This is a genomic window from Ruegeria sp. CH6, assembly GCF_056537005.1.
The window spans coordinates 16,240-39,325 of sequence record NZ_JBQFQS010000017.1; the positions used below are offsets into that span (position 1 = coordinate 16,240).

At 54.0% G+C, this 23,086-nt stretch carries 19 protein-coding genes; 5 read left to right on the forward strand and 14 right to left on the reverse strand.

Annotated elements, in window-relative coordinates; translation table 11 throughout:
- Nucleotides 1-5: 5 nt before the first annotated feature.
- The 13 genes from ACR0CW_RS20990 to ACR0CW_RS21050 form a co-directional block, all read right to left on the reverse strand.
- Complete coding sequence (locus tag ACR0CW_RS20990; RefSeq protein ID WP_480789269.1) at nucleotides 6-2,516, reverse strand: heavy metal translocating P-type ATPase; 2,511 nt, start codon at nucleotides 2,514-2,516, stop codon at nucleotides 6-8.
- A 368-nt stretch (nucleotides 2,517-2,884) separates the two neighbouring features.
- Nucleotides 2,885-3,358, reverse strand: a complete 474-nt coding sequence (locus tag ACR0CW_RS20995) for a c-type cytochrome (RefSeq protein WP_480789270.1) — start codon at nucleotides 3,356-3,358, stop codon at nucleotides 2,885-2,887.
- On the reverse strand, nucleotides 3,358-4,728 hold the full coding sequence (locus ACR0CW_RS21000; protein ID WP_480789271.1) for a multicopper oxidase family protein: 1,371 nt from the start codon (nucleotides 4,726-4,728) through the stop codon (nucleotides 3,358-3,360). Before ACR0CW_RS21000 ends, ACR0CW_RS20995 begins: the two co-directional genes overlap by 1 nt.
- Nucleotides 4,729-4,767: 39 nt before the next feature.
- Nucleotides 4,768-5,667, reverse strand: a complete 900-nt coding sequence (locus ACR0CW_RS21005; protein WP_480789272.1) for a c-type cytochrome — start codon at nucleotides 5,665-5,667, stop codon at nucleotides 4,768-4,770.
- Nucleotides 5,668-5,676: 9 nt separating this feature from the next.
- Nucleotides 5,677-6,246, reverse strand: a complete 570-nt coding sequence (locus ACR0CW_RS21010; protein ID WP_480789273.1) for a c-type cytochrome — start codon at nucleotides 6,244-6,246, stop codon at nucleotides 5,677-5,679.
- A 55-nt stretch (nucleotides 6,247-6,301) separates the two neighbouring features.
- Nucleotides 6,302-6,607, reverse strand: a complete 306-nt coding sequence (locus tag ACR0CW_RS21015) for a hypothetical protein (RefSeq protein WP_480789274.1) — start codon at nucleotides 6,605-6,607, stop codon at nucleotides 6,302-6,304.
- A gap of 35 nt (nucleotides 6,608-6,642) precedes the next feature.
- Nucleotides 6,643-7,092 carry a c-type cytochrome gene (locus tag ACR0CW_RS21020; protein ID WP_480789275.1) on the reverse strand — a complete coding sequence of 150 codons (450 nt, stop codon included), beginning with the start codon at nucleotides 7,090-7,092 and terminating at the stop codon, nucleotides 6,643-6,645.
- A 69-nt stretch (nucleotides 7,093-7,161) separates the two neighbouring features.
- Nucleotides 7,162-7,752: a L,D-transpeptidase gene (locus ACR0CW_RS21025; protein ID WP_480789276.1), complete on the reverse strand. Its 591-nt coding sequence runs from the start codon at nucleotides 7,750-7,752 to the stop codon at nucleotides 7,162-7,164.
- A gap of 522 nt (nucleotides 7,753-8,274) precedes the next feature.
- On the reverse strand, nucleotides 8,275-12,366 hold the full coding sequence (locus ACR0CW_RS21030) for a beta strand repeat-containing protein (RefSeq protein ID WP_480789277.1): 4,092 nt from the start codon (nucleotides 12,364-12,366) through the stop codon (nucleotides 8,275-8,277).
- Between the two features lie 373 nt (nucleotides 12,367-12,739).
- The gene (locus ACR0CW_RS21035) at nucleotides 12,740-13,228 is read right to left on the reverse strand and encodes a helix-turn-helix transcriptional regulator (RefSeq protein ID WP_155150431.1); all 489 of its coding nucleotides are present in this window, start codon (nucleotides 13,226-13,228) and stop codon (nucleotides 12,740-12,742) included.
- Between the two features lie 161 nt (nucleotides 13,229-13,389).
- A complete protein-coding gene (locus ACR0CW_RS21040; protein WP_480789278.1) occupies nucleotides 13,390-14,181 on the reverse strand; it encodes a phosphatase PAP2 family protein in 792 nt (263 codons plus the stop codon).
- Between the two features lie 153 nt (nucleotides 14,182-14,334).
- Nucleotides 14,335-15,426, reverse strand: coding sequence for an amidohydrolase family protein (locus ACR0CW_RS21045; protein ID WP_480789279.1), 1,092 nt, complete (start codon nucleotides 15,424-15,426; stop codon nucleotides 14,335-14,337).
- The gene (locus ACR0CW_RS21050; protein WP_480789280.1) at nucleotides 15,423-15,962 is read right to left on the reverse strand and encodes a cytochrome b; all 540 of its coding nucleotides are present in this window, start codon (nucleotides 15,960-15,962) and stop codon (nucleotides 15,423-15,425) included. The genes ACR0CW_RS21045 and ACR0CW_RS21050 overlap by 4 nt, the downstream gene beginning before the upstream one ends.
- Before the next feature lie 161 nt (nucleotides 15,963-16,123).
- On the opposite strand from ACR0CW_RS21050, the gene ACR0CW_RS21055 reads away from it, so the two are divergent.
- Nucleotides 16,124-16,936 carry a LytTR family DNA-binding domain-containing protein gene (locus ACR0CW_RS21055; protein ID WP_480789281.1) on the forward strand — a complete coding sequence of 271 codons (813 nt, stop codon included), beginning with the start codon at nucleotides 16,124-16,126 and terminating at the stop codon, nucleotides 16,934-16,936.
- Between the two features lie 218 nt (nucleotides 16,937-17,154).
- Nucleotides 17,155-18,489: a flavin monoamine oxidase family protein gene (locus ACR0CW_RS21060; RefSeq protein ID WP_480789282.1), complete on the forward strand. Its 1,335-nt coding sequence runs from the start codon at nucleotides 17,155-17,157 to the stop codon at nucleotides 18,487-18,489.
- A gap of 390 nt (nucleotides 18,490-18,879) precedes the next feature.
- On the opposite strand, the gene ACR0CW_RS21065 is transcribed toward ACR0CW_RS21060, so the two are convergent.
- The gene (locus tag ACR0CW_RS21065; protein WP_480789291.1) at nucleotides 18,880-19,794 is read right to left on the reverse strand and encodes a LysR substrate-binding domain-containing protein; all 915 of its coding nucleotides are present in this window, start codon (nucleotides 19,792-19,794) and stop codon (nucleotides 18,880-18,882) included.
- Between the two features lie 178 nt (nucleotides 19,795-19,972).
- On the opposite strand from ACR0CW_RS21065, the gene ugpB reads away from it, so the two are divergent.
- From ugpB to ugpE, 3 genes are all read left to right on the forward strand, one after another.
- On the forward strand, nucleotides 19,973-21,283 hold the full coding sequence (gene ugpB, locus ACR0CW_RS21070) for a sn-glycerol-3-phosphate ABC transporter substrate-binding protein UgpB (RefSeq protein WP_155150417.1): 1,311 nt from the start codon (nucleotides 19,973-19,975) through the stop codon (nucleotides 21,281-21,283).
- 61 nt (nucleotides 21,284-21,344) lie between these two features.
- Nucleotides 21,345-22,226 (forward strand): sn-glycerol-3-phosphate ABC transporter permease UgpA, encoded by an 882-nt coding sequence (ugpA, locus tag ACR0CW_RS21075; RefSeq protein ID WP_155150415.1) that lies wholly within the window; start codon nucleotides 21,345-21,347, stop codon nucleotides 22,224-22,226.
- A 20-nt stretch (nucleotides 22,227-22,246) separates the two neighbouring features.
- Entirely contained in the window at nucleotides 22,247-23,083 is an 837-nt protein-coding gene (gene ugpE / locus ACR0CW_RS21080; RefSeq protein ID WP_480741637.1) for a sn-glycerol-3-phosphate ABC transporter permease UgpE, read from the forward strand.
- Nucleotides 23,084-23,086 lie beyond the last annotated feature (3 nt).

The following is a 23,086-nucleotide window of genomic DNA, read 5'->3' on the forward strand; positions in this document are numbered from 1 at the left end:
CTATACTATTCAGCAGGCACTGAATGCAGCGTCTGTTTGGCATTTTCCGCTGTCTGATCCTGCACAACCTTGTTTGATTTAACCCAACGCAACCGTAGCGCGTTGGTCAGAACGAATACGCTGGACAATGCCATGGCACCTGCGGCCAATACCGGCGAGAGCAACGGGCCGCCAAACGGGTAAAGTACCCCCGCCGCAACCGGTATGAGTAGTGTGTTGTAACTGAACGCCCAGAACAAGTTTTGGCGGATGTTGCGCATAGTTCGCTGGCTGATATTGAAAGCGTTGACCACGCCGGTCAGGTCGCCTGACATCAAAACGACATCGGCTGCTTCGATTGCGATGTCCGTGCCTGTGCCGATCGCAATTCCCACATCAGCCGCCGCCAAAGCAGGCGCATCATTAATGCCGTCACCTACAAAGGCCAGTTTTCCACCATTCAAACGCAAATCTTCCAACGCGGACACTTTACCCTCGGGCAAAACCTCGGCCACAACATGATCAATACCCAGCTGCGCCGCGATAGATTTAGCAGTAGCGGTATTGTCACCGGTGATCATCGCAACTTTCAGCCCCAGTTCGTGCAAAGCTTCAATTGCGGCAGGCGTGGTGGTTTTGATCGGGTCAGCCACAGCAATAATGGCCGCGATAACCCCATCTATGGCGGCATAAAGTGGAGTCTTTCCGTTGACTGCCAGTTCAGCGCCCCGATCTGACAACGCGCCTATTTCAACGCCTTCGCGGACCATCAGTCGGTCAGCCCCGATCAGGATTGTATGGCCTTCAACTTCAGCACGCACGCCGTAGCCAGTGATCGAAGTGAAGTCTTCAGGCTGCGGAAGTTCCAGCCCTCGGGTTTCAGCCGCGCGCACGATAGCCGTGGCGATAGGATGTTCGGATGTGACCTCAACTGCAGCAACAAGGCGCAGAACCTCATCTTCGGTCATTTCTTCAGCCACTATCAGGTCGGTCAGTTCCGGACGCCCTTTGGTCAGGGTGCCGGTCTTGTCCACCGCCACAACGGTTGTTTCCTGTAGCATTTGCAAGGCGTCGCCCTTACGGAACAGGACACCCATCTCGGCCGCGCGTCCGGTGCCAACCATGATTGAGGTTGGAGTAGCCAACCCCATGGCGCAGGGGCATGCTATGATCAGCACCGCAACCCCGGCTACCAACGCCAGGCTGAGCGCAGGATCGGGTCCGAACAACAGCCAAACCAGAACCGTCATCACGGCAACAGTGATAACTACCGGCACAAACCATAGCGTGATGCGGTCGACCAGGCCTTGAATCGGCAGTTTGGCCCCCTGGGCTTGTTCGACCATCTGGATTATCTGGGCCAACATAGTATCGGCACCGATCTTTTCGGCCTGGTAGGTCAACGCACCAGTGCCATTTACGGTCCCTCCAACCACAGTAGCGCCTTCGGTCTTTTCGACTGGAACCGGCTCACCAGTAATCATGCTTTCATCGACATATGACACACCAGTCACTACGGCACCATCCACCGCGATCTTTTCGCCCGGTCGAACATGAACAAGATCCCCTACAGCGATCTGCTCAATCGGAAGCTCAACAACCGATCCGTCGCGTTCAACGCGCGCTGTTTTTGCCTGTAAACCAACCAGTTTGCGAATTGCTTCACCAGTTCTGCCCTTAGCGCGAGCCTCAAGGAAACGCCCCAGCAAAATCAGAACCACGATCACCGCGGCAGCCTCGTAGTAGACGTTTGCAGTTCCCGCAGGCAGGATACCGGGCGCAAAGGTCGAGATAAGCGAGAAGCCATAAGCCGCTGAGGTGCCCAGCGCCACCAGAGAGTTCATGTCTGGCGCGCCTTTGAACAAGGACGGGAAGCCCTTGGTATAGAACTGCAAACCTGGCCCAAAAAGAACGATCGTGGTCAAAAGGAACTGCATATAATAGCTGTTTTGGATGCCTATCGTACTCGCTATCAGATGGTGCATGCCCGGAATAACATGCGAACCCATTTCAAGGATGAACACCGGCAAAGCGAGCAAGGCAGCAAAGCCCGTTCGCCGGGCCAACTGGAGGATCTCTTCTGCTTTGCGGTCTTGTGGTTCGGTTTGCGAAGCCGATCGCACGGTTGCCGGATAGCCTGCAGTTGCGGCAAGCGCCGCGATGGCTTCGGGCGTGGTGACACCCTCAGCATAGCGCACCGTGGCACTTTCGGTAGCCAGATTGACTGACGCAGACAACACGCCATCATCAGCTTCCAAGGCTCGCTCAACGCGCCCTACGCACGATGCGCAGGACATGTTTTGAATATCAAGCGTGACCTCATTGGTCAGGGCCGGGTATCCGGCGCTGCTTAGCGCATCTGCAATAGCCGCTTTATCAGCTGGATCGCGAAAATCGACCTGAACACTTTCGCTGGCAAGATTAACCGAAGCGGCATCAACCCCAGGAACAGCTTTCAGCGCACGCTCGACCCGCCCAACACAGGACGCACAGCTCATCCCCTGAACCTGAAACCGCGCATGTGAATTTTCAGTCATATTGTCACCACAAGTAGTCTGCTGACGTGCAACATAAGGGTTCCAGCAAGTGGAAGGTCAAGGGACGTGGGTGACTTTCTTTCCAACTAATTTTGGTGATCCATTCGTCATAAGCTGACCTTCCTGTGCTGGAATACTTAGCCACAACAACAGAATACAGGAGCGACCCTCCATGACGACCCTGAGTATCCTGAGGAGGCGAAGCTATGGTCGCATGATAAGTTGAGGCGCGCATAATCCTGCCCCATTAGCTCTATCTTACGTCTCTAACAAACTCGATGAGACGGGTCATTTCACCTTCGGCGCTCGCCACACGAACACCGATCAACATGGCTGCCGCGATTTGACCTGTGCGTAATCTCATCACATCAGTTTCCGTCCACTTGTTCTGCCTCAGTGCGCTGCTCTTGCAGTTTGCGCTCCCGATCCGGCCAACTGTCCTTGATAAATGCAAGGATGTCCCAGATGTCCTGATCCGACAGGGTGTCCCCGAAACCTGGCATGCCACTTTTGACGTCGGTGACACCCATCTGTTTCAAAGTCTGTTCCCCACCAAGCTTTGTATAGTCGAACAACAGCTTGTCGCCGTGGTGCCATGTGTGGCCTGTTCGGTCATGTGGGGGCGCCCGCATAACGCCATCTGGATCAGGTGTCTGCCAATCCTGCTGACCCTCCAGATTCGCCCCATGGCATGACGCGCAGTTTTCGGCGTACAAATCTGCACCGCGTGCCGTATCCGAGGGCGAGCTGTTCTGTGCACGCCCGCTAAGACCCCAGCCTGTGACAGTGACAATGATCACTACCGCAGCCAGTGACATCCATTTCGCAACGCTTTTATTCATCACACCACGCTCAACCAAGTCTTCATACCAGCGGCCTGATGCGACAGCATGTGGCAATGAAACAGCCAATCCCCCGGGTTATCCGCAACGAACGCGATTTCTCGTGTTTCGATCCGGTCGACCAGGATTGTGTCCCTCAGCGGCCCAAGACCCCCGTCCGCCAGAACTTCCTGAAAGTGCGTCCCATGCAGGTGCATGGCGTGGGGAAAGACGGTGTCGTTTTTGATCTGTATACGAACGACGTCACCACGAGAGACAGAGGCCAACGGGTTCTCTGGCAAACCAGCAATACCATTGAAAGTCCAGATCTGACCCTGCCGAACCAATTCATCGCTACTCATGATCTGGCCTTTGTACGAGCCTTGGCGCAGCCCACCCATTGCTCCTCCTTCCATTACCAAAGGAACGGTCAGAGCGTCCGAAACATCCTTGAGCACAGAAACGGGATTGGGTGGCAGAGCCTCTATCGCGCCCCGGGCGACAGTTGTACCGCGCCTCGAAACCGGAAGCTCAGCAATGACAAATGCTTCATCACGTTCGTGAAGAATGATTTGAACGGCTTCACCCACGTCAGATGTGACATCTACAACTAGATCCACTCGTTGCGCAGGCCCGAAAACAAGGGTTTCAAAATCCTCTGGCTGCGTTACTGGCATGCCGTCATAAGCGATCAGTTTCCCGATTGCTCCACTGACTGAGACATACATGATCCGATCAGTCGCGACATTGACCAAGCGAAGCCGCAATCGCTGGTTCTTTAAAATTTCGGTCATGGGCGATACATGCGCGTGAACGTAATTCCCAATTCGACCTGCATGCGTCCAGTCATGCATTGAGCCAAAATCATCGACAATTTGGGCATCCTGCCCCAACCGCCAGTCATCCAGCAGAACCGTAATGTCATGATCCGTGTCCGGCGGGTTCGTTTCATCGACGATGAACACGCCGTAAAGGCCCCGGGCGACTTGTTCCGTCGACTGGTTATGTGAGTGATACCAAAAGGTTCCCGCGTCCTTGAGCGGTAATTCATACTGAAATTTATTGCCCATTTGCACCACCTCCTGTGTGAGACCCGGCACCCCGTCCATGTTGTTTGGAACCCGCAATCCATGCCAGTGAATAGCCGTTGGTTGGGGGAGCGAGTTCAGGAGCGTCCGGCGAACCGTTTCGCCCTGACAGGCACGAATTTCGGGGCCCGGAACACCGCCGTCATATCCCCAAATCTCGGTTTCCGGATAGCTGTCGGGCGCTATACGCGCCAACCCTGAACGCGCCTCAATTGTTTTAGGAGGCGTAGCCGCCCTCCCGATAGCAGGCACCGCGAGCAGTGCCGATGTACCTGCAACGAATTGCCTGCGATTGAGCGTCATGATGACTTCCTTCCCAAGAATACTTGATCTCTCATTGGATTATCCGCCGTCGTGCACATCCAGCAGATAGATCGCCATCGCCTTGCGGTCATCCTCTGTCAGAAAGCTGGTGCCATAGTTCACGACCTCTCCCATTGCGCCCCCGAATACATCGCCATCAGGCATGACACCTGTGCGCAAGGCATAGACCAAATCATCAACCATCCAGCCACGCTGTTGCAGCGTCTCAAAGTCGATGGCTGGCGCCTTGTCACCGCCCGGCAGAGAGTCACTTCCCTTGAAGTGTTCGGTGTCTGATTTTCTCGCGCCAACCAAGTTCCTCCCGGTGTGGCAGGCCGCACAATGCGTGGCGCCTTCGACCAGTAACCGGCCCCGGTTCCAAACATCATCCTTACTCGGCACAGGATCGGTGCGGGGCGGTTCCAGAAAAGCTGCGCGCCACAGTTTCAGGCCCCAACGCTGATCGAAGGGGAACGCCATATCCTGCTCTTTTGACGGTTCCGCGACCGGTGGAACCGTTTGCCAGGCAGCCCATAGATCGGCGATGTCCTGATCCGTGAAGTTGGCATAGAACGGATAAGGAAATGCCGGGTAGTAGGGTTGTCCGTCGGGCGACACACCCTGTCGTACGGCACGGGCAAACTCCTCGACAGTCCAACCACCGATCCCGTGATCAGGATCGGTAGTCAGATTCGGAGAATAAAGCGTACCGAACGGTGTATCTAACTCTACCCCGCCGGCCAGCGGCGCACCCCCTTTGGCAAAATCTGTGTGGCAGGCGATACAGCCACTTGCCCTAGCCAGATATGCCCCACGGTTAACGTCACCCTCGATGTGAATAGATTGTAGTGGCCGGCCAATCGGCCAAGCCATTATTGCAACAAGTCCCGCTGACGCCATGACGGCAGCAGCAAGGCCCAATCGGACTAGCGGACTCATGACGCATTCCTATTCCGACCGAAATCGCGTGTGGCATGCCGAGCAGGTCTGGCTCAGCATCATGAACACGCCATCTGCTGGCATTTCAGAAAGTTGTGCCTGATCCGGGCCCCCGCCCATCATGTCGGCACCCGTCATAGAACCAGCACCCATCATGGTTGCATTGCCCATCATACCGGAATCCTTGCCCGATCCGGACGCCATCAACCCGTTGTCCGCCGCAAGCACGAGACCTTCAGAGTAAGTTTCCAACTGTCTGGCCAATTCTGCAAAGGAACCCCAGTCCTGCCAGATTTCCGGTTTTGCCTCCGAGGGTTTGCCATCAGTTCCCTCTGGAAACAGCTTTGTCATGCTCTGACCGGCATGGAGCCCTATTTTCTTCGCTTCGCTCCGCACCGTTTGCGCGTTGTACGGCGTTTTCCCCTGCATCATCGGCGTGAGGACTTTCATACTGTCCTTCATCGCGGACATACCGTCCATGCGCTCTTTGACGATGCCTGTTGCACCACCATGAGCCAGAGCGGCTGCAGCAAACAGAGAAACCAGGGCGACGCCTGTGGTCATTTTTAGAATGTTCATTGCTTTGTCCTTATCGTCTGCTTCGACGCGCTCGTACTGAGCGCAATTCGACTGATCAGATCAGGACGCGCGGCGGCGGCGGGTCAAATGCTGTGATACCGAGAACCCGGTATTGGGCGCGTGGTATCGAGTATCTTTGTTCCGTGTCTTTGGGGGCAGGCAGCGGCGGACCTATCGAAAATAGCCCGACAGCGTTGCAAATCGATCCGCCATGACAATGCCCCGGATGACCTTGTTGGACATGCTCCACGTCCGCAGTGTCCGTATGGTCAACAACATGTTGCGAGCTGCTACCATGCGCATGAGCAGAGTCGGCAGTCACAAGTAATCCGCCAATGGTCAGCACCATTGACAGGATCATGTAACGAATTGCACTGCCAATCCGGCTCGTCACTTTCAGAAAATCCCGTTTTCCTGCTGCAACTCTCTGATATAGGCAACGATGCCTTTCACATCGGCACGGGTCAAGCCATCGACCGGCGGCATATTGCCAAACCTCCAATGGTGTGCCCGAACTCCATTCTGGACTGCGACATAAAATGACTCGTCCGAATGGTGGCTTGGTTCATAGATCTTATGCACCAATGGCGGCGCAAGCCCCTCCAGACCAGTTGCATTCACACCATGGCAGGCCGCACATTTAGCGTCGAATGCCACCTTTCCGACTGCCGCAAACTCGCTCAACTGCCCCGGTGGATTGACGTTTTGGATTGGGTCTCCCGGCTCCAGCGTCACCGTATCAGGTGGCGCCATCGAGTGGCCAGTTGGTTGCTGATTGAGATTGTAGACGAGTACGGCGGCACCTGCGACCGCTACGCCGCCGATCAAGAGTGTAAGTTTATTCATCTCTGTATTTCACTTGATTGTCAGTTATCGGTCAGTTTTGCACGCCCGGTGAAATCGACCTGGACGAGGTCAGATCAGTTTTACCTGCGTGCCCACTGCCGCCAATTTGAACAGTTCTGCAATCTGCTCGTTGTACAAGCCAATGCAGCCGTTGGAGGATCGTCTTCCGATCTTGCGGGTGTCGTTGGTGCCGTGGATACGATAGTACTGCCAGCTCAAGTATAGCGCATGTGTCCCCAGAGGATTCTCGGGGCCCGGGCCTACATAGTCAGGCCACGCCGGATTGCGCTTTTTCATTGCCGGTGTCGGTCGCCAAGATGGCCCTTCGACCTTGCGAGTAATTGTAGTGTAGCCCAGCCTTGTAAGGTCTTCCGTGAGCGGAACGCTGGTGGGAAACATACGATAGACGCTTTCGTCCTCCGACCAGTATTGCAGCACTTTTGACTGTGTATCAGAGAGGATCACACCGTTCCTGAGTGTATCAAAATGGTCCTGCCATTTGGCAACGCGGAACGACGAAACGTTTCGGAGCGTACCTTCGATTGCTGCGGGTTGGGCCAAAACGGCCGGTGCGGGAAAAAGCGTCGTTGCAGCGAACGCGGCTATCACTTCGCGTCGCGATATACCCTTTCTATCTTCGCTCGGTTTCATGCCTGCCATCCTGATCGGTTATCCTTGTTTCTCGATTCAGGTAGCTCATATGCCCGATTCCTGCGCTGGAAGGTCAACATGAAAAAAACTTCGCACAAAGAAGCGCCAATACCTTTCGTGCAGCCGACCCTCTGCGAGCGAGGGGACATTGCTGGGGCCGCGAGGCACAGAGGCAGCTGGCATTCACCATAATCGGCGCCACTGAATAACTGGTGTGGTGAAAATCCCTGCATTGCAATGCTTAGCTCGCCACACGTCTGATCCAACAATCAAGACTGGGTCGGATTTCGTCAGCTGTTGTTTTGTATTGACCTGCTGCCTCTCAAACTGACGGTGTTGATACCGGTCTCACTTCCGTTCCAAACGATGAAACCCCATTAAAAATCTGTGGACCACCCTCGTGAGCGGCTAAAGGTGGCCCACAGAGATAGCAGGTTAATGAGTTGTTATCTCAGGGCCTCGCAAAAGAATGTCGGCGTGGCCAATACGAGTTTTCTGCTTTGGCTAACAAAACGCTGACGCATTCCCGGTTCAGAAGCTCCATTCATAGGATGCCCACAAAGCTTGCGTAGACACATCAGCGCCTAGGGTTGATCTTGCCTCCAAGCGCAGGTTTCCACCGTGCTTAAAGGCTCTCTCATAGCTCAGACCAACTTCGCCGAAAGTATCGGTTCCACTACCGCCCGAGGCCAGAGCAAGCGTATTGCCGAAGACTGCCACATCTATGATCGATGGCGCATCTGCGTCACGGTGAACCGCTGCCAATGATGCAGATAGGTTTCCTCCGCCCAATGACGCTGTATAGGCAGCCCCGATGCGGGTTTCATTGAACGTGATGTCTCTTGCGCCCACAGTCGCATTGGCTCTGCTGCCCATCTCGGTGTAAGCATCCAAATTCTGCTCGCCATATAGAAAACTGGCTCTGGGTGTCAGGACCGCGCCGTGCTCCAACACAAAATCACGTTCAGCAGCAACGAAAGCTGTGATCATATCGCTCGAGTAGTCAGCAGCCGACCTTGTGTTTCCACTGACGCGGGTTTCGTTGTGATCCAAATCGCCATAACCCAACCCGAAACTTACATCAGCAACTCCGAAGTTTTGCGCAACAATCCCGCTGACAAACACGCCGGACGTATCGAAAGACGTCGCGCCAAAGGTTCCGTCATTCTTGAAATAGCTGGCCCCGAACCCGTATCGCAGCCCGGCTCCAAGATCGCGGGTCAAACCAGCGCTGGCGCTCCACATATTTGATGAAAGCGCCAAAGAGCTGCCGTTCGAGGTACCGTCACTTCTGCTGCCGCTGACAAGGAAATACGGTCTAAACCCTTCGATTGCACCGCTTCCGCTCGTGCTGAGCACAACTCTGTCTCGGCTCACATCGGTGCTGTCTGCTTTGTCCAACTGACCTGTAAGGACGTAGGACAGCCCTGCGACCTCGAAAGCCTGGTTGGTATTGGGCTGAAACTCACGCGCATCGATGGAAGCATAGACAGGCGCCGCGCCACCTTCGTCGTCAACAAACCATCCCTGGGACGGTGCGGACACCGAAGTTGTAAACACCCCGTTTGACGTATCGTCGTCCCGGAAGCGGTAGATCACTTTGCCTCCGACATGGGTCAGGTTGACATCGTGGTCACTCACCCGCATCAACCCATCGATGTTTGCCGTGGATTCCAGATTTAGTGTGCCCCCACCATCACCCAAGTAAATGGCGTAACCCTTGCCGGCGGACTTCACTGCGATGTCGCCCGTGACATTGATCGTTCCCTCTGCGGTACCGACATACAATCCGTAGGCTTCAACATCCCCCCCATTGGCCGCCACCGCAATCGACCCGCTATGCGACAGAACTCCGTTCTCGTTCAGCGCGCGCGCTTTGACGCCATATGCACGCACCTGATCGGATCCGTCCGCAGCCACAGCTATGGCTCCTGAATTGTCAAGAACCCCGGAGATGCCCCCATCGATCAAAATTCCGGACGCAATAAGTTCAGCTGTGTTTCTGGCCTTTGCACCAACCGCAATGGTTCCACTATTTTTCAGTATACCACTGGTGTCGATTGAGTTTATCGACGTTCCAACAGCAGAGCCGCTTACGCCATCGTTCAGGTCGAGCGACACACCGATACGACCCGAGTTATGAAGCTCACCCAGGAAGCTAATGATACGGACACCAGAAGCTTCAGCATTAATAACTCCATCCCCTTTGGCCGAAACGTTAATAGAACCGGAATTCGATAAGTCGGTAGAATCGAACAGAAATCCAAGGCCTACGCCAACAGCCTCGACGGAACCGCCTTGCGTGCTTTCCGCTGTTACCGTGAGTTCGCCGCTGTTGGAAATATGACCATCGGCCAATATGTTCGCGCTGACCCCGTTTGCACTTACGAAGGTTCCGTTATCACCTTGGGCCGCAACCACGATTTTCCCTGAATTCGAAATCGATCCTCCCATCTCCAACAGTGATGCAGAAGCACCCGTTGCGAATACTTCGCTGGCACCGCGACCAACTGCCGTTACAGCAACAGTGCCCGAGTTAGAAATGCTGTCGGAAATGGTGTCGGTTTCAAACCCCCTTGCATATACCGATTGCGTGCCGGCTGCTTTCGCCAGGACGATGCCTGAGTTGACAACCTGTCCACTAGTGCCGCCCAGCCTTATCCCCATGGCTGAGGCGGTAGCACCGTCCGCTACTACAGTCAGGTTCCCGCTGTTGCTCAGCGTACCCTCAATCGTGCCTGCTGAAATGCCATAGGCATATGCGCTTGAGCCATTGCTCTGGGCCTTGACGGAAATTGTACCTGTGTTGTTGAAGTCGGCATCGCCAACAACACCGCCAATCCGTATTCCTCCGGCCGAAACGTAAGAACCCTGCGCTGCGACCGAGATTTGACCGCTGTTGGAGAATGTACCCGCCACGGTAGAAGATCGGATACCGATTGCTTCGACACTAGAACCATTGATCACATCGACGGTAATCGCGCCCGAGTTGTTCATCGCGCCGTTGATCTGGCCCAAGCTTATACCATACGCCGAGGCATGGCTGGAGGCATCAATCTGAACGGTCACATTGCCCGAGTTCGACAGCGTGCCATCCACTGTATTTGTTGAAATACCCGAGGCGTCACCGGTACCCGTGCCAATCGCTGTGGCACTAATGGAGTTTGTGTTGTTTAGGGTGCCAACAATATGCCCGGCTTCAATTCCAATGGCATTGGCGGTTCTTCCCCGACCCGTTGCCCAAATAGGCCCAGTGTTCGCCAACGTGCCTGTAACAGTTTCGGCGAGTATACCGGTTGCGGTTACGGTACCCGAACCGGTTGCAGCCGCGATCAGAGGCCCGGCATTGGTTAGTTGACCGGAAATATCTCCAACCTCGATTCCATATGCGAAAGCCTGTTGGTTCCCAGCGCGAGCATCCACAAATATCTGGCCACTATTGTCGAGCGTACCTGCCAGATCTTCCGCCTGAATCCCGCGGGCCCGTGCGCGGTCACCGTTTGAGGTAACGATGAGTTGCCCACTGTTCGTGACGCTGCCATCTACATCTGCAAAATCCAGCCCGTCCGCAACAGCACCCGAACCCAGCGCAATCGCGCGGATTGTCACGAGACCCGAATTGTCGAAACGGGCGGCTGTGCTGAGACTGCCAATGTCAATGCCGTCCGCACCGGCTGAGCCGCCGATAGCCTGCCCATCGATGGAACCGGAATTGGTCAGGCTGCCGGTAAGATTGGAAACTTCAATAGCATCAAAATTTGCCGCACCGGTGCTGCCGGCGGTCATTGAAACGGTCAGGGCACCGCTGTTGTGCAAATTGCCGGATACGGTGGAAATCTCAATTGCATCCCCATTTGCATTGGCTCCCCCGTTCCCAGTGACAGAAATGACACCGGTATTGTTCAAATCACCGGACAAGTCGCCGATGCCAATGCCATCGACGCTGGCAGTTGTTCTGGCAGTTGCAGAAGCCGTAACGGGTCCTGAATTCTCAACTGTCCCAGCGACGGTTGTCAGTTCAATGCCATCCGCAAACACATTCCCGCCGGAGCTGACGGCGTCGACAGCAATGCCGCCACTGTTGCGGAAGGTTCCATTCACGCTCTGCGCAACTACCCCAGAAGCAAACACGCGGGAGCTGAGATCAGCACCAACACTGATCGTTCCGCTGTTGGCCAAAGTGCCATCAACTTGGTTAACGTTAATACCGGCAGCGGTGCCAAAGGTCAGCGCCGAATTTGCGATGTCGATGGTGCCAGTATTCTGAATGGCGCCTGTCACATTCCCCGACACATCAATACCGTGCAACACTGCACTGTCGCCAAACGCCGCTCCCATCGAAATTGTGCCGGAATTCACAACGGCACCGGACAAATCGCCGTTGATGTCGATCGCGGCTCGGGTTCTCTGAATGCCTTCGGGCGCTGTCAGCCGCCCGTCATTTGTCAGCGTGCTGGAATAGTCCGCCACATTAACTTGAACCAGGCCCCGTCCCGGCAACGGGTCTACGTTAATCGACCCGGTCGCCGTAATGGTATGATCTTCGTCAACACTACTGATCAGAGAAGCGGTCCGCGCCCCATCAACGACCTCACCAAAAACAGATCCTGTTGAAATTGCCAAAACCGAAGCTGAACACAAAAAAACGGAAGGGGCGACACTTGCTACTCTTCCTTTCCATTTGGTCAACCGTCCCCCACGTGCGAAAGCACGAACTCTTTGCTGGATCTGCATATAACTTTGCCCCATCTGGCTAAATTTCCGTTCCCTGGGTCCGGAGGGTTGTTTCCCCTGCGTCACCCGTTCCATGCGCCATTTGTTTGCACACTCAAAACTGGCGTTAAATGTGCGCTGGAGGCGGAAATATGGCCAAATAGGCAGATTAGAACTTTAGTTTATGCATTTTCCACAAGGGTTTATGCCAACATGAGACTTTATTCGGCAGATGTGGACAGGGGTGTCACTCTGAGTGCGACGCCCCTACCAATAGTTGGCGTCAAGCAACCGATCCGCCATCTGTCAGATCTTCCAAAAAAGCACTGAGCAGCTGAGTTTTGCCTGCATAGCCGGACTTTTTGTAGATTGAATTGGTTTGTGCCTTGATGGTGCCTTCCTTGGCGTTGCGAATTTCCGCCATTTCAGCGATCGAGCACCCTTTGATCAACAGGCGGGTAACCGCACGCTCGGCCTCAGAGAAAGACCATTGCTCGAAATACGCATTCAACAGGTCCTCGAAGGCACTGGAGGCCCTGGCCACCTTATCTTCAAGTGACTCTTGATATCGGCGCATTTTCAGAACTTCGAACCCAAGCACCATGATTGAACCAAACAGTGAAAACATGATCAGGACTTCCCAGACATGAATTTCATCCCATTCATCAATCCAAGCCACGCCCATTGCCTCACCAATGTCTTCGAACAACATAATGCAGGCGCAAAATAGCGATGCGAAGAACGAAAAAGTCAGGCGTTTTTTTGATGGCATAGAGGCCTCCCCACAGGCAGTAGATTTGATCGCGGGTTCTTACGCGAAGTAAGCAGACCACCTCAAGCGACAACCGCCGTTCTCTGCAGCAAAAATCGACTGTTCGAAATGCCCGATGCGGCGCAACTTGGCCAGATGATTACATCGATCTTCAGAGACCGTTAGCCCTGCCCCAAACTCTTGAGCCTCGTCCGCCCACGCCCGCGATGTTCCAGGAACATGAACGACAGCAGCACTGCTATCAATGACACCAGAAGGATCGCAAAAATTACATCAGACAAGAAATGCCGGCCAAAAACAGTGCGAAGCAGCGCACCAAGAACTGATACCGTGAGAGCAGAGCCAAAAACAATTCGGCGCAATGCCTTGTTTCGAAGAAAACGGGTCAGGACATAGGCAGATATCGCAAAGGCTGCTGCTCCGGCGGCCTCACCTGAGACAAAAGAGCAATTTGCCTGACATTGGGCGGCGATCTCAAAGGGTGGGGAAAACGAAAGATTACCGCCAAACTCCATAATATCAGCTGGTCTGGCACGACCCCAGAACGACTTTAACAATCCATTGACCAGAAGCGCGGGCCCGATCAAGTACAGGCAGAAAATGAACCCCCACACGCGCCTCGGCACTCCGGTGTACGTGCTGGAGATAGAACCTGCGAGAACGCCGCATAGCGCGAGTACTGCCATATAGAAGTAGGTTTTCTGCGCTGCCTCGCGAAACACTGACAAAACAGGTGAGCTCGCTGCAGCGAAACCTTTAACCGGCTCCCAGAACAGTGATGAAATCCAAACATCAATCCATGGAGCTGAAGCAAACAATGCCTGAAAAGCAGCGACCAGAAAGAACAACCAGATCATGATCCGGGTTCGATTGCTTTGATATCTCGCCAGATAGTCTAACGGTTTTTGACCTCGGTTTGGTGCGGCAGGATGGATTGGTACGAACTTCTGCATGAGTTTCACTGGGTTGCTGCGCACGATGTGCTGACGACAAATCAAGGCGCGAGTTAGCAGGTACAGCCCATCTGGGCGCCTCTCGTGCGAGAGGCGCAGATTGCACTGCAATTTATTGGATCGACGTTTGGCCTGCCCTGAGGCCAAAGTACTCTAGAGGGAGATATTCAAGAGCTTCTCAGCATTCTTGTACCCGATTTTCTCCTTGACCGGTCTGGGTAAATCCACGCCACGGAACCATTCGGCCCCTTCAATCCCACTGACAAACGGATAGTCGGTCGAAAACAGAACTCGATCCTCGCCCATCACAGTCAAAGCCAGTTCAAGCAGTTCGGTCCGGAAGAACGCGCTGGTGGTGATGTGGAAATTGTCGGTGACGTAGCTTTGAACAGGCTTTTGCAGTTTGCCTGTTGTTACCTTTGCCAGATCATCCCCGATGCGCCAGTAATAGAAGGGTAATGCCTCGCCCATATGGCCGATGATAATCTGCAAGTTCGGGTGACGGTCAAACACGCCGCTGACGATCATGCGCAGGCACTGAAGGGCAACTTCCTGATGCCACCCATAACCCGCACCGCTGAGAAACCTGCTGACAATCGGGTCACCCAGATCATCGTAATACAGATCCATCGCCTCTTTTGATGCCCACCCCGGATGAATGTAGATCGGTACGCCTAATGTCTCGGCCATGGTCAGAACCGGTTCGAATTCCGGATGATCAAGGAACATACCATTCACAGCACCATAGGTCATCGTGCCAACGAACCCCAATTCGTTGACACATCGCTCAAGCTCGAGTGCGGCTGCCTCAGGCGAGGTAAGCGGTAGCGCGGCAAAACCGCGAAACCGATCCGGATGGGCATCGATGTAGTCAGTCTTGATCTGGTCGTTCAGCCTTGTCGCATAGTCGATGCCCTGCTGACCGGGCAGGAGTTGCGCACCCGGTGTCAGAGCCGACAGAACCATGATATTCAGTCCGGCCTCATCCATATGGGCCACGCGCCCCACGCCCACATCCATGATGTCAAAGGACGGAACACCCGGTGGGAATTTGATGTTGTTAAGTTGCATCATTTCCGGAGTGGCGAAATGTTCTTCAAGCCCGATCAGAGGCATGTCTTTGTCACGCTCGGCGATTTCTGCTGAGCCGATGGACCAGAGATCACTGTTTGCAAACGACACACCCGGCAGGGTCATAGCGCCCATCGCTGAAGCAGATAGCAAAAACTCACGTCGCTTGATCATTTGAATGTCATCCTTCCCAGCACGTCATGGCCTTCGATGCGATGCTTCACGACGGCTGCAACATGGCCCGCGACAACGGCTAGCATCGCGTAGGCGAGCCATCTGTGAAGGGTCGCCGTGGTCGTTTCGAGATTGTAGCCCCATAGCGCTTCTTTCGTCGGAAATATTTTTGGCATGCTGAGGCCGAACAAAGTTGTGCCATGTCCACCAAAATCCGTTTCAGCCCATCCGATCAGGATAACCATCAATGGCAGAACGTAGAGCGCCAGATGGCCCAAGTGCGAGAGCAGTTTTTCCCAGTTCGCCAAAGCCGCCAACGGAGCGGGGGCCGGTGTGACAAACCGAAGAGCAATGCGCAGCACGATAAGGAACAGCAGCATGACGCCCATGGAGATGTGAATTGAGAATAAGGTTTCCTGTATCGCGGAATCATCCGGTACCAGCTTGGTCATCGTGTACCCACAAGCCCACATGAAGGCGAAACAAATCGCCATAAGCCAGTGTAGAACCCGTGTGGAAAAGCTGTAGCGTTCCATGTTAGCCACCCTTTCTTTGAAGCTGCTAAGCGAGATGCCGCAGAGGGGATGAGCCTTCAAGAACGGACGCTGGAGCGGTATCCGACCTGCGTTAAAGGTATGGGTTCTTTCGCGAACGGTCGGGTCTCGACCATTCGCGATGGGAGCGCTAGATACTCAACATGAAGTTGGATCAAGTTGCTGTCTCTGTTGGGCTTATCAGAAAGGTTCTGCTTGCCGCTTTAATCGGGGCGGGCTTCATATTGGTTCTCGAACCAACCCATACGGAGAACGTGCCCATACTGGCGGCTTTTGCGCTATGGTTTACCCATCTGTTCTTGGCTGCCGCGCTGTTTTTGACGGGCGTCCTTGTGCTGCAACGGTTCAGATGTCCCGATCCGATCCCGGCAATCGCCTCTGCACTTGTTTTGCCAATACCTTTCGCTCTGGGATCTCTCGTCTTGGACTATGGTTTCGGCAATGCCGATGATGACCTGCAAGCAGCTGGAACACCCGTTTCTGTTTTCCTGAATGAAATCGTCACAATTACTCCGCTCGCTTTGGCAGTAGCGGTGGCAATGACATTTCTTCTTCGCCGAAGTCCATCAGATGAAAGCGCTCTTCAGACCGAAGGGCAACCAAAGGAATTTCCCCCATCATTGAAGCAACTCATACACAGCGTACCGAGCGCTCTTGGAGATGACATCATTCACCTTCACGCGCAGGACCACTACGTGGAAATCGTTACCACCGAAGGACGCGCATTGCTTTCAGAGCAGTTCGGAGATTGTTTGGAAAAGCTGGAAAACCTGAACGGAATTCAATGCCACAGATCTCACTGGATCAGCTTGGCGCATGTCGACAGTGTTTCGCGAAAAGGTAGCGCGTACACCTGCAAAATGAGCAATGGCGATCAGGTTCCTGTCAGTCGGAGGCGATACGCAGAGCTGCGCGACAAAGTCGATGCTGCTTTCACCAGTGCCCGAAAGCAGTGATCTGCAACTAAAAACGAACGGCTCTTCTTACATCTCTAAGCGCCGGTCGACAGTGGCAAATGAAGGTGAGCGCAAACGAACCGCTTTTTCATGGTCAGCGTTGAAATGTCGGCTCTCGCTGCTAGTTCAATCGTGCTTTTCGGAAGATGCTGGAATGATGCCAGAAACTAACAAATAGCTATCTCGGTATCTTAACTTGCCAGGATTGAGAGGAACTTATGTACACTCGGCGGAGCGCTTTAAAACTCGGGATTGCATCTTTTCTGGCATCGCTTGGCTCTAGCGTCCATTCGCAGGATCTCGATGGCACCACAGTCATCGTCATAGGTGCGGGTATATCTGGTCTCGCTGCGGGTCAGGAACTTTTGAGACACGGCGCAAAAGTGATCATATTGGAAGCTGGGGACTATGCTGGTGGACGTATTCGAACCGATATGTCCATGGGTGTTCCATTTGAATACGGGGCAGGCTGGATACATGGGCCAAGTTCTGCAAACCCCATTCAGAAGCTTGCGGCGCAGATCAAAGCACCGACCTTTCTAACCGATGACAACAGTCTTGAAGTTTTCGGACCGGATGGCACCCCACTGACAGACGCAGAGTATCAGCACATCGATGACACATACGAACGTCTGTTGCGCAAGCTGTATCTGCGCGTCTGGAACAGGGACACAAGAAGCATCAAGGAGGCCATCGCCGATTTGGAACCCGAGGTGCTGAATGACCCTCTGGGCCGGTGGTTGCTCTCTGCCTTTGTTGAATTTGATATTGGCGCGGGGATCGAGGATATCTCTGCCGCCAATGCCTTTGCAGATACGGCCTTTGAAGGCGACGATGTCATTTTCACCGAAGGGTATGACACGATCTTGGCTCCGCTGATGAGCGGACTGGACATTCGACTAAGTACCCCGGTCAACCGCATTGCATACGGCGATGACGGAGTGATCGTGAACGGCATCCCGGCTGACTATGCCATTTGTTCGGTTCCTCTGGGTGTGTTGAAAACCAACGATATTGAGTTTGACCCACCTCTGCCGACTGACCTGCAAGTGGCAATTGACAAGCTTGGCTTTGGCTCGGTGACGAAGATTGCCCTGAGATTTGACAAGGCCTTCTGGGACGAAAAGACCCAGTATTTTGGGATCGTAACCGAGCCAAAGGGACGGTGGAACTATTGGCTAAACTACCGGACGTTCAGTGAAGAAAACGTTTTGCTTGGTTTGTCTTTTGGCAGTTACGCCCCGATTGCGGATCGAATGAGTCAATCGGAGATGACTGAAGACGCCTTGGCGGTTCTGCGGTCGGTTTGGGGAGAGCATGTAGTCGAACCGAATACCGTTCTGAGCACACATTGGTCTGAGTACCCCAATTTTCGAGGGGCTTATTCTTATCCGCAAACCGGCGGGTCAACCGAACAATTTGAAGTCTTTGGTGAACCTGTAGCTGAACGGCTTTTCTTTGCTGGTGAGCACACGATATTTGATTATCACAGCACAACGCATGGAGCGTTATTGTCAGGCCGGCACGTTGCGACCCGTATCATTGAAAACTAAAATGCAGATCTTCAGATGCAGTGCGGCATTCGGCAAAAAAGGGTTCACTGCCGCAATTCGTTGCTGTCGCGTCAACTGGTCGGACGAACCCAGAATTATCGTTGGTTCCACTTCAGTCTTTCTCTCGTACAGCAGGTTACGGACCACACACCCCAGACGTTCAGCATCAGGTGGAAAATGATAAGTGAGCGGACAAAACGAACATTAGAGAGTTAGGAGCAAAACCTTCTCCACTCTGTAGCAAAGCCAATGGATGTTTCGTTGCTCTTGGCTCTACGTGCGTGGTGCGTTTTGGCGTAGATCGGAACGCTTAAAAAATCCGCTGTTCACTATAGGCACCAAGAATATGTGGCTTGCCAGCAGTCCACGTCCGCATTCGCAACCCTTTGGCTATCGGATGATTTCCTCTGCCTTGAACGGGACCAAGCTTTCACGGAACTGTTCGATGAATTCAAGCGTCACAAGTGACGGTTGCTTCAAGATCGGGCGCACAAGCGAGAGTGTATGTGACAAGATTGGCTTGAACGGCCGATAGCTCAACCCGCGTGCCGCATACTGGATGGCGTCCAACTCACTTACCACAGACACCCCCACACCTTTAACCGCCAACTCGCAGGCCGCTGTGAACTGCCTGACCTCGATGTGGGAGTTCAATTTGACATTGGCGTTTTGAAACGCTTTTGAGAGGCGCCCAAAAAAGTCGCTGTCGCGACGTGTGTGAATAATCTTGGCATTTGCAAGATCATGCGGTGTGATCTCGGAGAGGTTTTCCAACTCATGCCCAGTAGGAAACACGCATACTGTACGAACATCGATGTTTCTGCTTTCAACAGCCGGATGACCGTTAAAGCTATCAGTGATACCGAAATCATACTGCTCACCGATCATCCACTCGAGAATACGCTCTGGTCTGTCTGGCTCGATTGTCATGGTGACACCGGGCCGATCCTCCAAAAACTCGGCGACGACGTTGGGAAGATGGCTGGTTGCGAACCCAGGCAAGCAAGCGACACGGATGTGCCCAGCCTTGCGCTGTGTGATGTCCTGACTGACATCAGAGATCTGTTTCATGAGTTCCAGAACTCGCTCTACGCTGGGCTGTAGATAGCGAACCTCCTGTGTTGGCACCAACCGTCCCTTGCTCCGGTCAAAAAGCTGAAACCCAAGCGATTTTTCCAAATCTGATAGCAGTCTGCTGACAGCAGGTTGACTGACCCCAAGTTCTGCCGCCGCCCCGGTCACCGAACCACTGGTGGTCACAGCCATAAGCGCTTCCAGTTGTCTAATTCTCAAGATTTGGCTCATGATTGGTTCCGATTTCCGCTGCGCCCCGCCATCATATAATATAATGTTATGTTTTTTGCCAATAATAAGGTCTTGAATTATATTCTGCCATCGGTAACGTCGTTGGGATAATAAGCCCACCAGATGCGCCATGCGCTTGGTGTTAGTGAACGCATCAATTTGATGCATGGGAGGAATCATGAATAAGCAATTTCTCGGCGCTCTCGCCGTAACTACTGCGTTGTCCCCCGTGGCGGCGATGGCGCAGACCGAAGTTCAATTCTGGCATGCCTTTACCGGTCGACTGGGTGATCTTGTGAAAGCCCAGGTTGAAGAGTTCAACGCCAGTCAGGATGAGTTCGTCATAGTCGAGAGCCACAAAGGCAACTACTCGGAAACTCTGAACGCAGGCATCGCGGCTTTCCGCGCGGGTGAGCAGCCGCATATCCTGATGGTTTTCGAGGTTGGCACTGCAACGATGATGTCGGCCGAAGGTGCGATCAAACCAGTTCACGAAGTGATGGCCGAAAGCGGTGCGTCCTTTGACCCTGACGCCTATATCGGCGCCGTCAAAGGGTATTATACGACCACTGATGGCGACATGCTGTCCCTGCCCTTCAACTCTTCGACGCCAGTTTTGTGGGTCAACCGCAACGCCATGGAAGCGGCGGGTGTCGATCCTGATACAGACCTGTCCACTTGGGAAAAAGTCGGCGACGTACTTGAACAGCTGAAAGCCGGTGGCGAAGACTGCCCGCTGGTGACCGCATGGCAAAGCTGGATTCACCTTGAGAACCTATCAGCCTACCACGATGTTCCATTTGCGTCGCAAGACAACGGCTTTGCCGGACTGGATACCGAGCTGATGCTGAACGGTCCGACCCAAGTTGCACACCTGACTGCAATGGGTGACTGGGCCAAAGACGGAAAGTTCATCTACACAGGTCGCAGAAACGAAGGTGGCGCGAACTTCCGCGCTGGCGAATGCGCCTTGTTCACCGAAAGCTCGGCAGGGTATGCCGGGATCAGCTCAGAAGCGGAGTTCGACTTTGATGTACGCCCGCTGCCCTATTGGGAATCGGCCGTAAGTGAGCCACAAAACACCATCATTGGTGGCGCCTCGCTGTGGGTGATGGAAGGTCATGATCCCGAAGAGTACAAGGGCGTTGGAGAGTTCCTGAGCTTTTTGTCATCACCTGATGTACAAGCGGCCTGGCACCAGAACACCGGTTATCTTCCGATCACCTCAGAAGCTGGTGAGGTTACTCGTGCCGCAGGTTTTTACGATGAAAACCCGGGCACCGACATCGCAGTCATTCAAATGACAGCGAAAGAACCAACCGCAAACTCGAAAGGCCTGCGTCTGGGATCGTTCGATCAGATTCGTGGCATCATCGACGAAGAGCTTGAGGCTGTCTGGTCCGGTGAGAAGACCGCTCAGGAAGCGATGGACAGCGCGAAAGAGCGCGGTGACGCGCTGCTGCGCCGTTTCGAATCTGCCAATCAATAAGTCGTAATTCGATGCGGGCCTTTTCAGGGCCCGCATTTTCTTTCTTCAGTGGACTATCAGGATGGAAAAACGCGTCACCTTCCGCGGCTGGTTATTGCCATTGGCGCTGATCGCCCCGCAGGTCATCATTTCCGCTGTATTCTTTTTCTATCCGGCTGGGCAGGCAGTTTGGCAATCTCTGTTCATACCTGACCCTTTTGGGCTGTCGTCCCAATTCGTGGGGCTCGGCAACTTTGAGTTCCTGCTGAGCGATAAGTTTTACCGCGCATCGTTTGTGACAACTGCAGTGTTTTCAACGCTCGTCACGCTGTGCTCGATGATCCCGGCCTTGTTTTTGGCAGTCATCGCGGATCGCCTGATCAAGGGATCGGGGGTCTATCGGACGCTGCTGATCTGGCCCTACGCCGTTGCCCCCGCCGTGGCGGGTGTGCTGTGGCTGTTCATGTTCAACACGCGCGTTGGTGTCGTGTCGTGGTACCTCGGTCAACTCGGCTATGACTGGAACCACGTTCTGAACGGCACCGAAGCAATGGGGTTGGTGGTCGTCGCCTCGGCCTGGGGGCGCATCAGCTATAACTTCTTGTTCTTTTTCGCGGCACTGCAATCGGTCCCACGATCGGTAATCGAGGCTGCTGCGATTGACGGTGCGCGCTTCTGGCGCAGGTTCTTCACGATCGTACTGCCGCTTTTGTCACCTACCGCGTTCTTTCTGTTGGTGGTCAATGTCGTCTACGCCTTCTTTGAAACCTTCGGCGTGATCCACACGATTACCGGCGGTGGTCCACAACAGGCGACGACAATTCTGGTCTACAAGGTCTTCTCGGATGGGTTCGTCGGACAGGACCTCGGTTCATCTTCGGCACAATCAGTCATCCTGCTGATCGTTGTCGGCCTGCTGACCGTCATTCAATTCAAATACGTGGAAAAAAGGGTGCACTACTGATGGCAGCCCAACAACACGGAATGGTCGAAAAACGTGGAATGGGGATCTGGCTGACCCATGCCATGATGATCCTTGGTGTATTAGTCATCTTTTTCCCGATCTGGCTGGCGTTCGTGGCATCGACGGTGACCCAGCCGGAAATCGTATCGCCACCCATGCCAATTCTTCCCGGCGATCAGTTCTGGGAAAACTACAAGGCCGCGCTGTTTTCTGGTGTGAACGTCCCTGTCGCCACGATGCTGTTCAACAGCCTCGTAATGGCGATTGGGATTGCGGTGGGCAAAATCGTGATCTCACTGCTTTCTGCCTTTGCGATTGTCTACTTTCGCTTTCCCGGGCGGACGACATTCTTTTGGCTGATCTTCCTGACGCTCATGTTGCCGGTTGAAGTTCGTATCGTTCCGACGTTCGAGGTCGTTGCCGGGTTCGGAATGCTCAACAGCTACTATGGGCTTATCTTCCCCTTGATCGCCTCTGCCACGGCGACGTTTCTGTTCCGTCAGTTCTTTCTAACGATCCCAGATGAACTGGCCGAAGCTGCTCGAGTAGATGGAGCCCGCCCGATGCGGTTCTTCATTGATATCGTGGTACCCATGAGCCGGACCAACATCGCGGCGTTGTTCGTGATCCTGTTCATTTATGGATGGAACCAATATCTCTGGCCGCTTTTGATCACCACCGATCCCGAAATGAACACCATCGTGATGGGTATCAAACAGATGTTCCCCTCCGGTGATGATGTGGCCGAATGGCCTGTCATTATGGCGACGTCCATTCTGGCAATGATCCCGCCGGTCATCGTGGTTGTGTCGATGCAAAAGCTCTTTGTGCGCGGCCTTGTCGATAGCGAGAAGTAAGAA

Excerpts from the sequence above, each read along its gene's own strand:
- ACR0CW_RS21005 (WP_480789272.1), bottom strand. The coding sequence starts at position 5,667 with ATGAGTCCGCTAGTCCGATTGGGCCTTGCTGCTGCCGTCATGGCGTCA.
- ACR0CW_RS21025 (WP_480789276.1), bottom strand. The coding sequence starts at position 7,752 with ATGGCAGGCATGAAACCGAGCGAAGATAGAAAGGGTATATCGCGACGC.
- ACR0CW_RS21000 (WP_480789271.1), bottom strand. The coding sequence starts at position 4,728 with ATGACGCTCAATCGCAGGCAATTCGTTGCAGGTACATCGGCACTGCTC.
- ACR0CW_RS21015 (WP_480789274.1), bottom strand. The coding sequence starts at position 6,607 with ATGATCCTGTCAATGGTGCTGACCATTGGCGGATTACTTGTGACTGCC.
- ACR0CW_RS20995 (WP_480789270.1), bottom strand. The coding sequence starts at position 3,358 with ATGAATAAAAGCGTTGCGAAATGGATGTCACTGGCTGCGGTAGTGATC.
- ugpB (WP_155150417.1), top strand. The coding sequence starts at position 19,973 with ATGAATAAGCAATTTCTCGGCGCTCTCGCCGTAACTACTGCGTTGTCC.
- ACR0CW_RS21020 (WP_480789275.1), bottom strand. The coding sequence starts at position 7,092 with ATGAATAAACTTACACTCTTGATCGGCGGCGTAGCGGTCGCAGGTGCC.
- ACR0CW_RS21040 (WP_480789278.1), bottom strand. The coding sequence starts at position 14,181 with ATGCAGAAGTTCGTACCAATCCATCCTGCCGCACCAAACCGAGGTCAA.
- ACR0CW_RS21060 (WP_480789282.1), top strand. The coding sequence starts at position 17,155 with ATGTACACTCGGCGGAGCGCTTTAAAACTCGGGATTGCATCTTTTCTG.
- ACR0CW_RS21010 (WP_480789273.1), bottom strand. The coding sequence starts at position 6,246 with ATGAACATTCTAAAAATGACCACAGGCGTCGCCCTGGTTTCTCTGTTT.
- ACR0CW_RS21065 (WP_480789291.1), bottom strand. The coding sequence starts at position 19,794 with ATGAGCCAAATCTTGAGAATTAGACAACTGGAAGCGCTTATGGCTGTG.
- ACR0CW_RS21055 (WP_480789281.1), top strand. The coding sequence starts at position 16,124 with ATGAAGTTGGATCAAGTTGCTGTCTCTGTTGGGCTTATCAGAAAGGTT.
- ugpE (WP_480741637.1), top strand. The coding sequence starts at position 22,247 with ATGGTCGAAAAACGTGGAATGGGGATCTGGCTGACCCATGCCATGATG.
- ACR0CW_RS21050 (WP_480789280.1), bottom strand. The coding sequence starts at position 15,962 with ATGGAACGCTACAGCTTTTCCACACGGGTTCTACACTGGCTTATGGCG.
- ACR0CW_RS21035 (WP_155150431.1), bottom strand. The coding sequence starts at position 13,228 with ATGCCATCAAAAAAACGCCTGACTTTTTCGTTCTTCGCATCGCTATTT.
- ugpA (WP_155150415.1), top strand. The coding sequence starts at position 21,345 with ATGGAAAAACGCGTCACCTTCCGCGGCTGGTTATTGCCATTGGCGCTG.
- ACR0CW_RS20990 (WP_480789269.1), bottom strand. The coding sequence starts at position 2,516 with ATGACTGAAAATTCACATGCGCGGTTTCAGGTTCAGGGGATGAGCTGT.
- ACR0CW_RS21045 (WP_480789279.1), bottom strand. The coding sequence starts at position 15,426 with ATGATCAAGCGACGTGAGTTTTTGCTATCTGCTTCAGCGATGGGCGCT.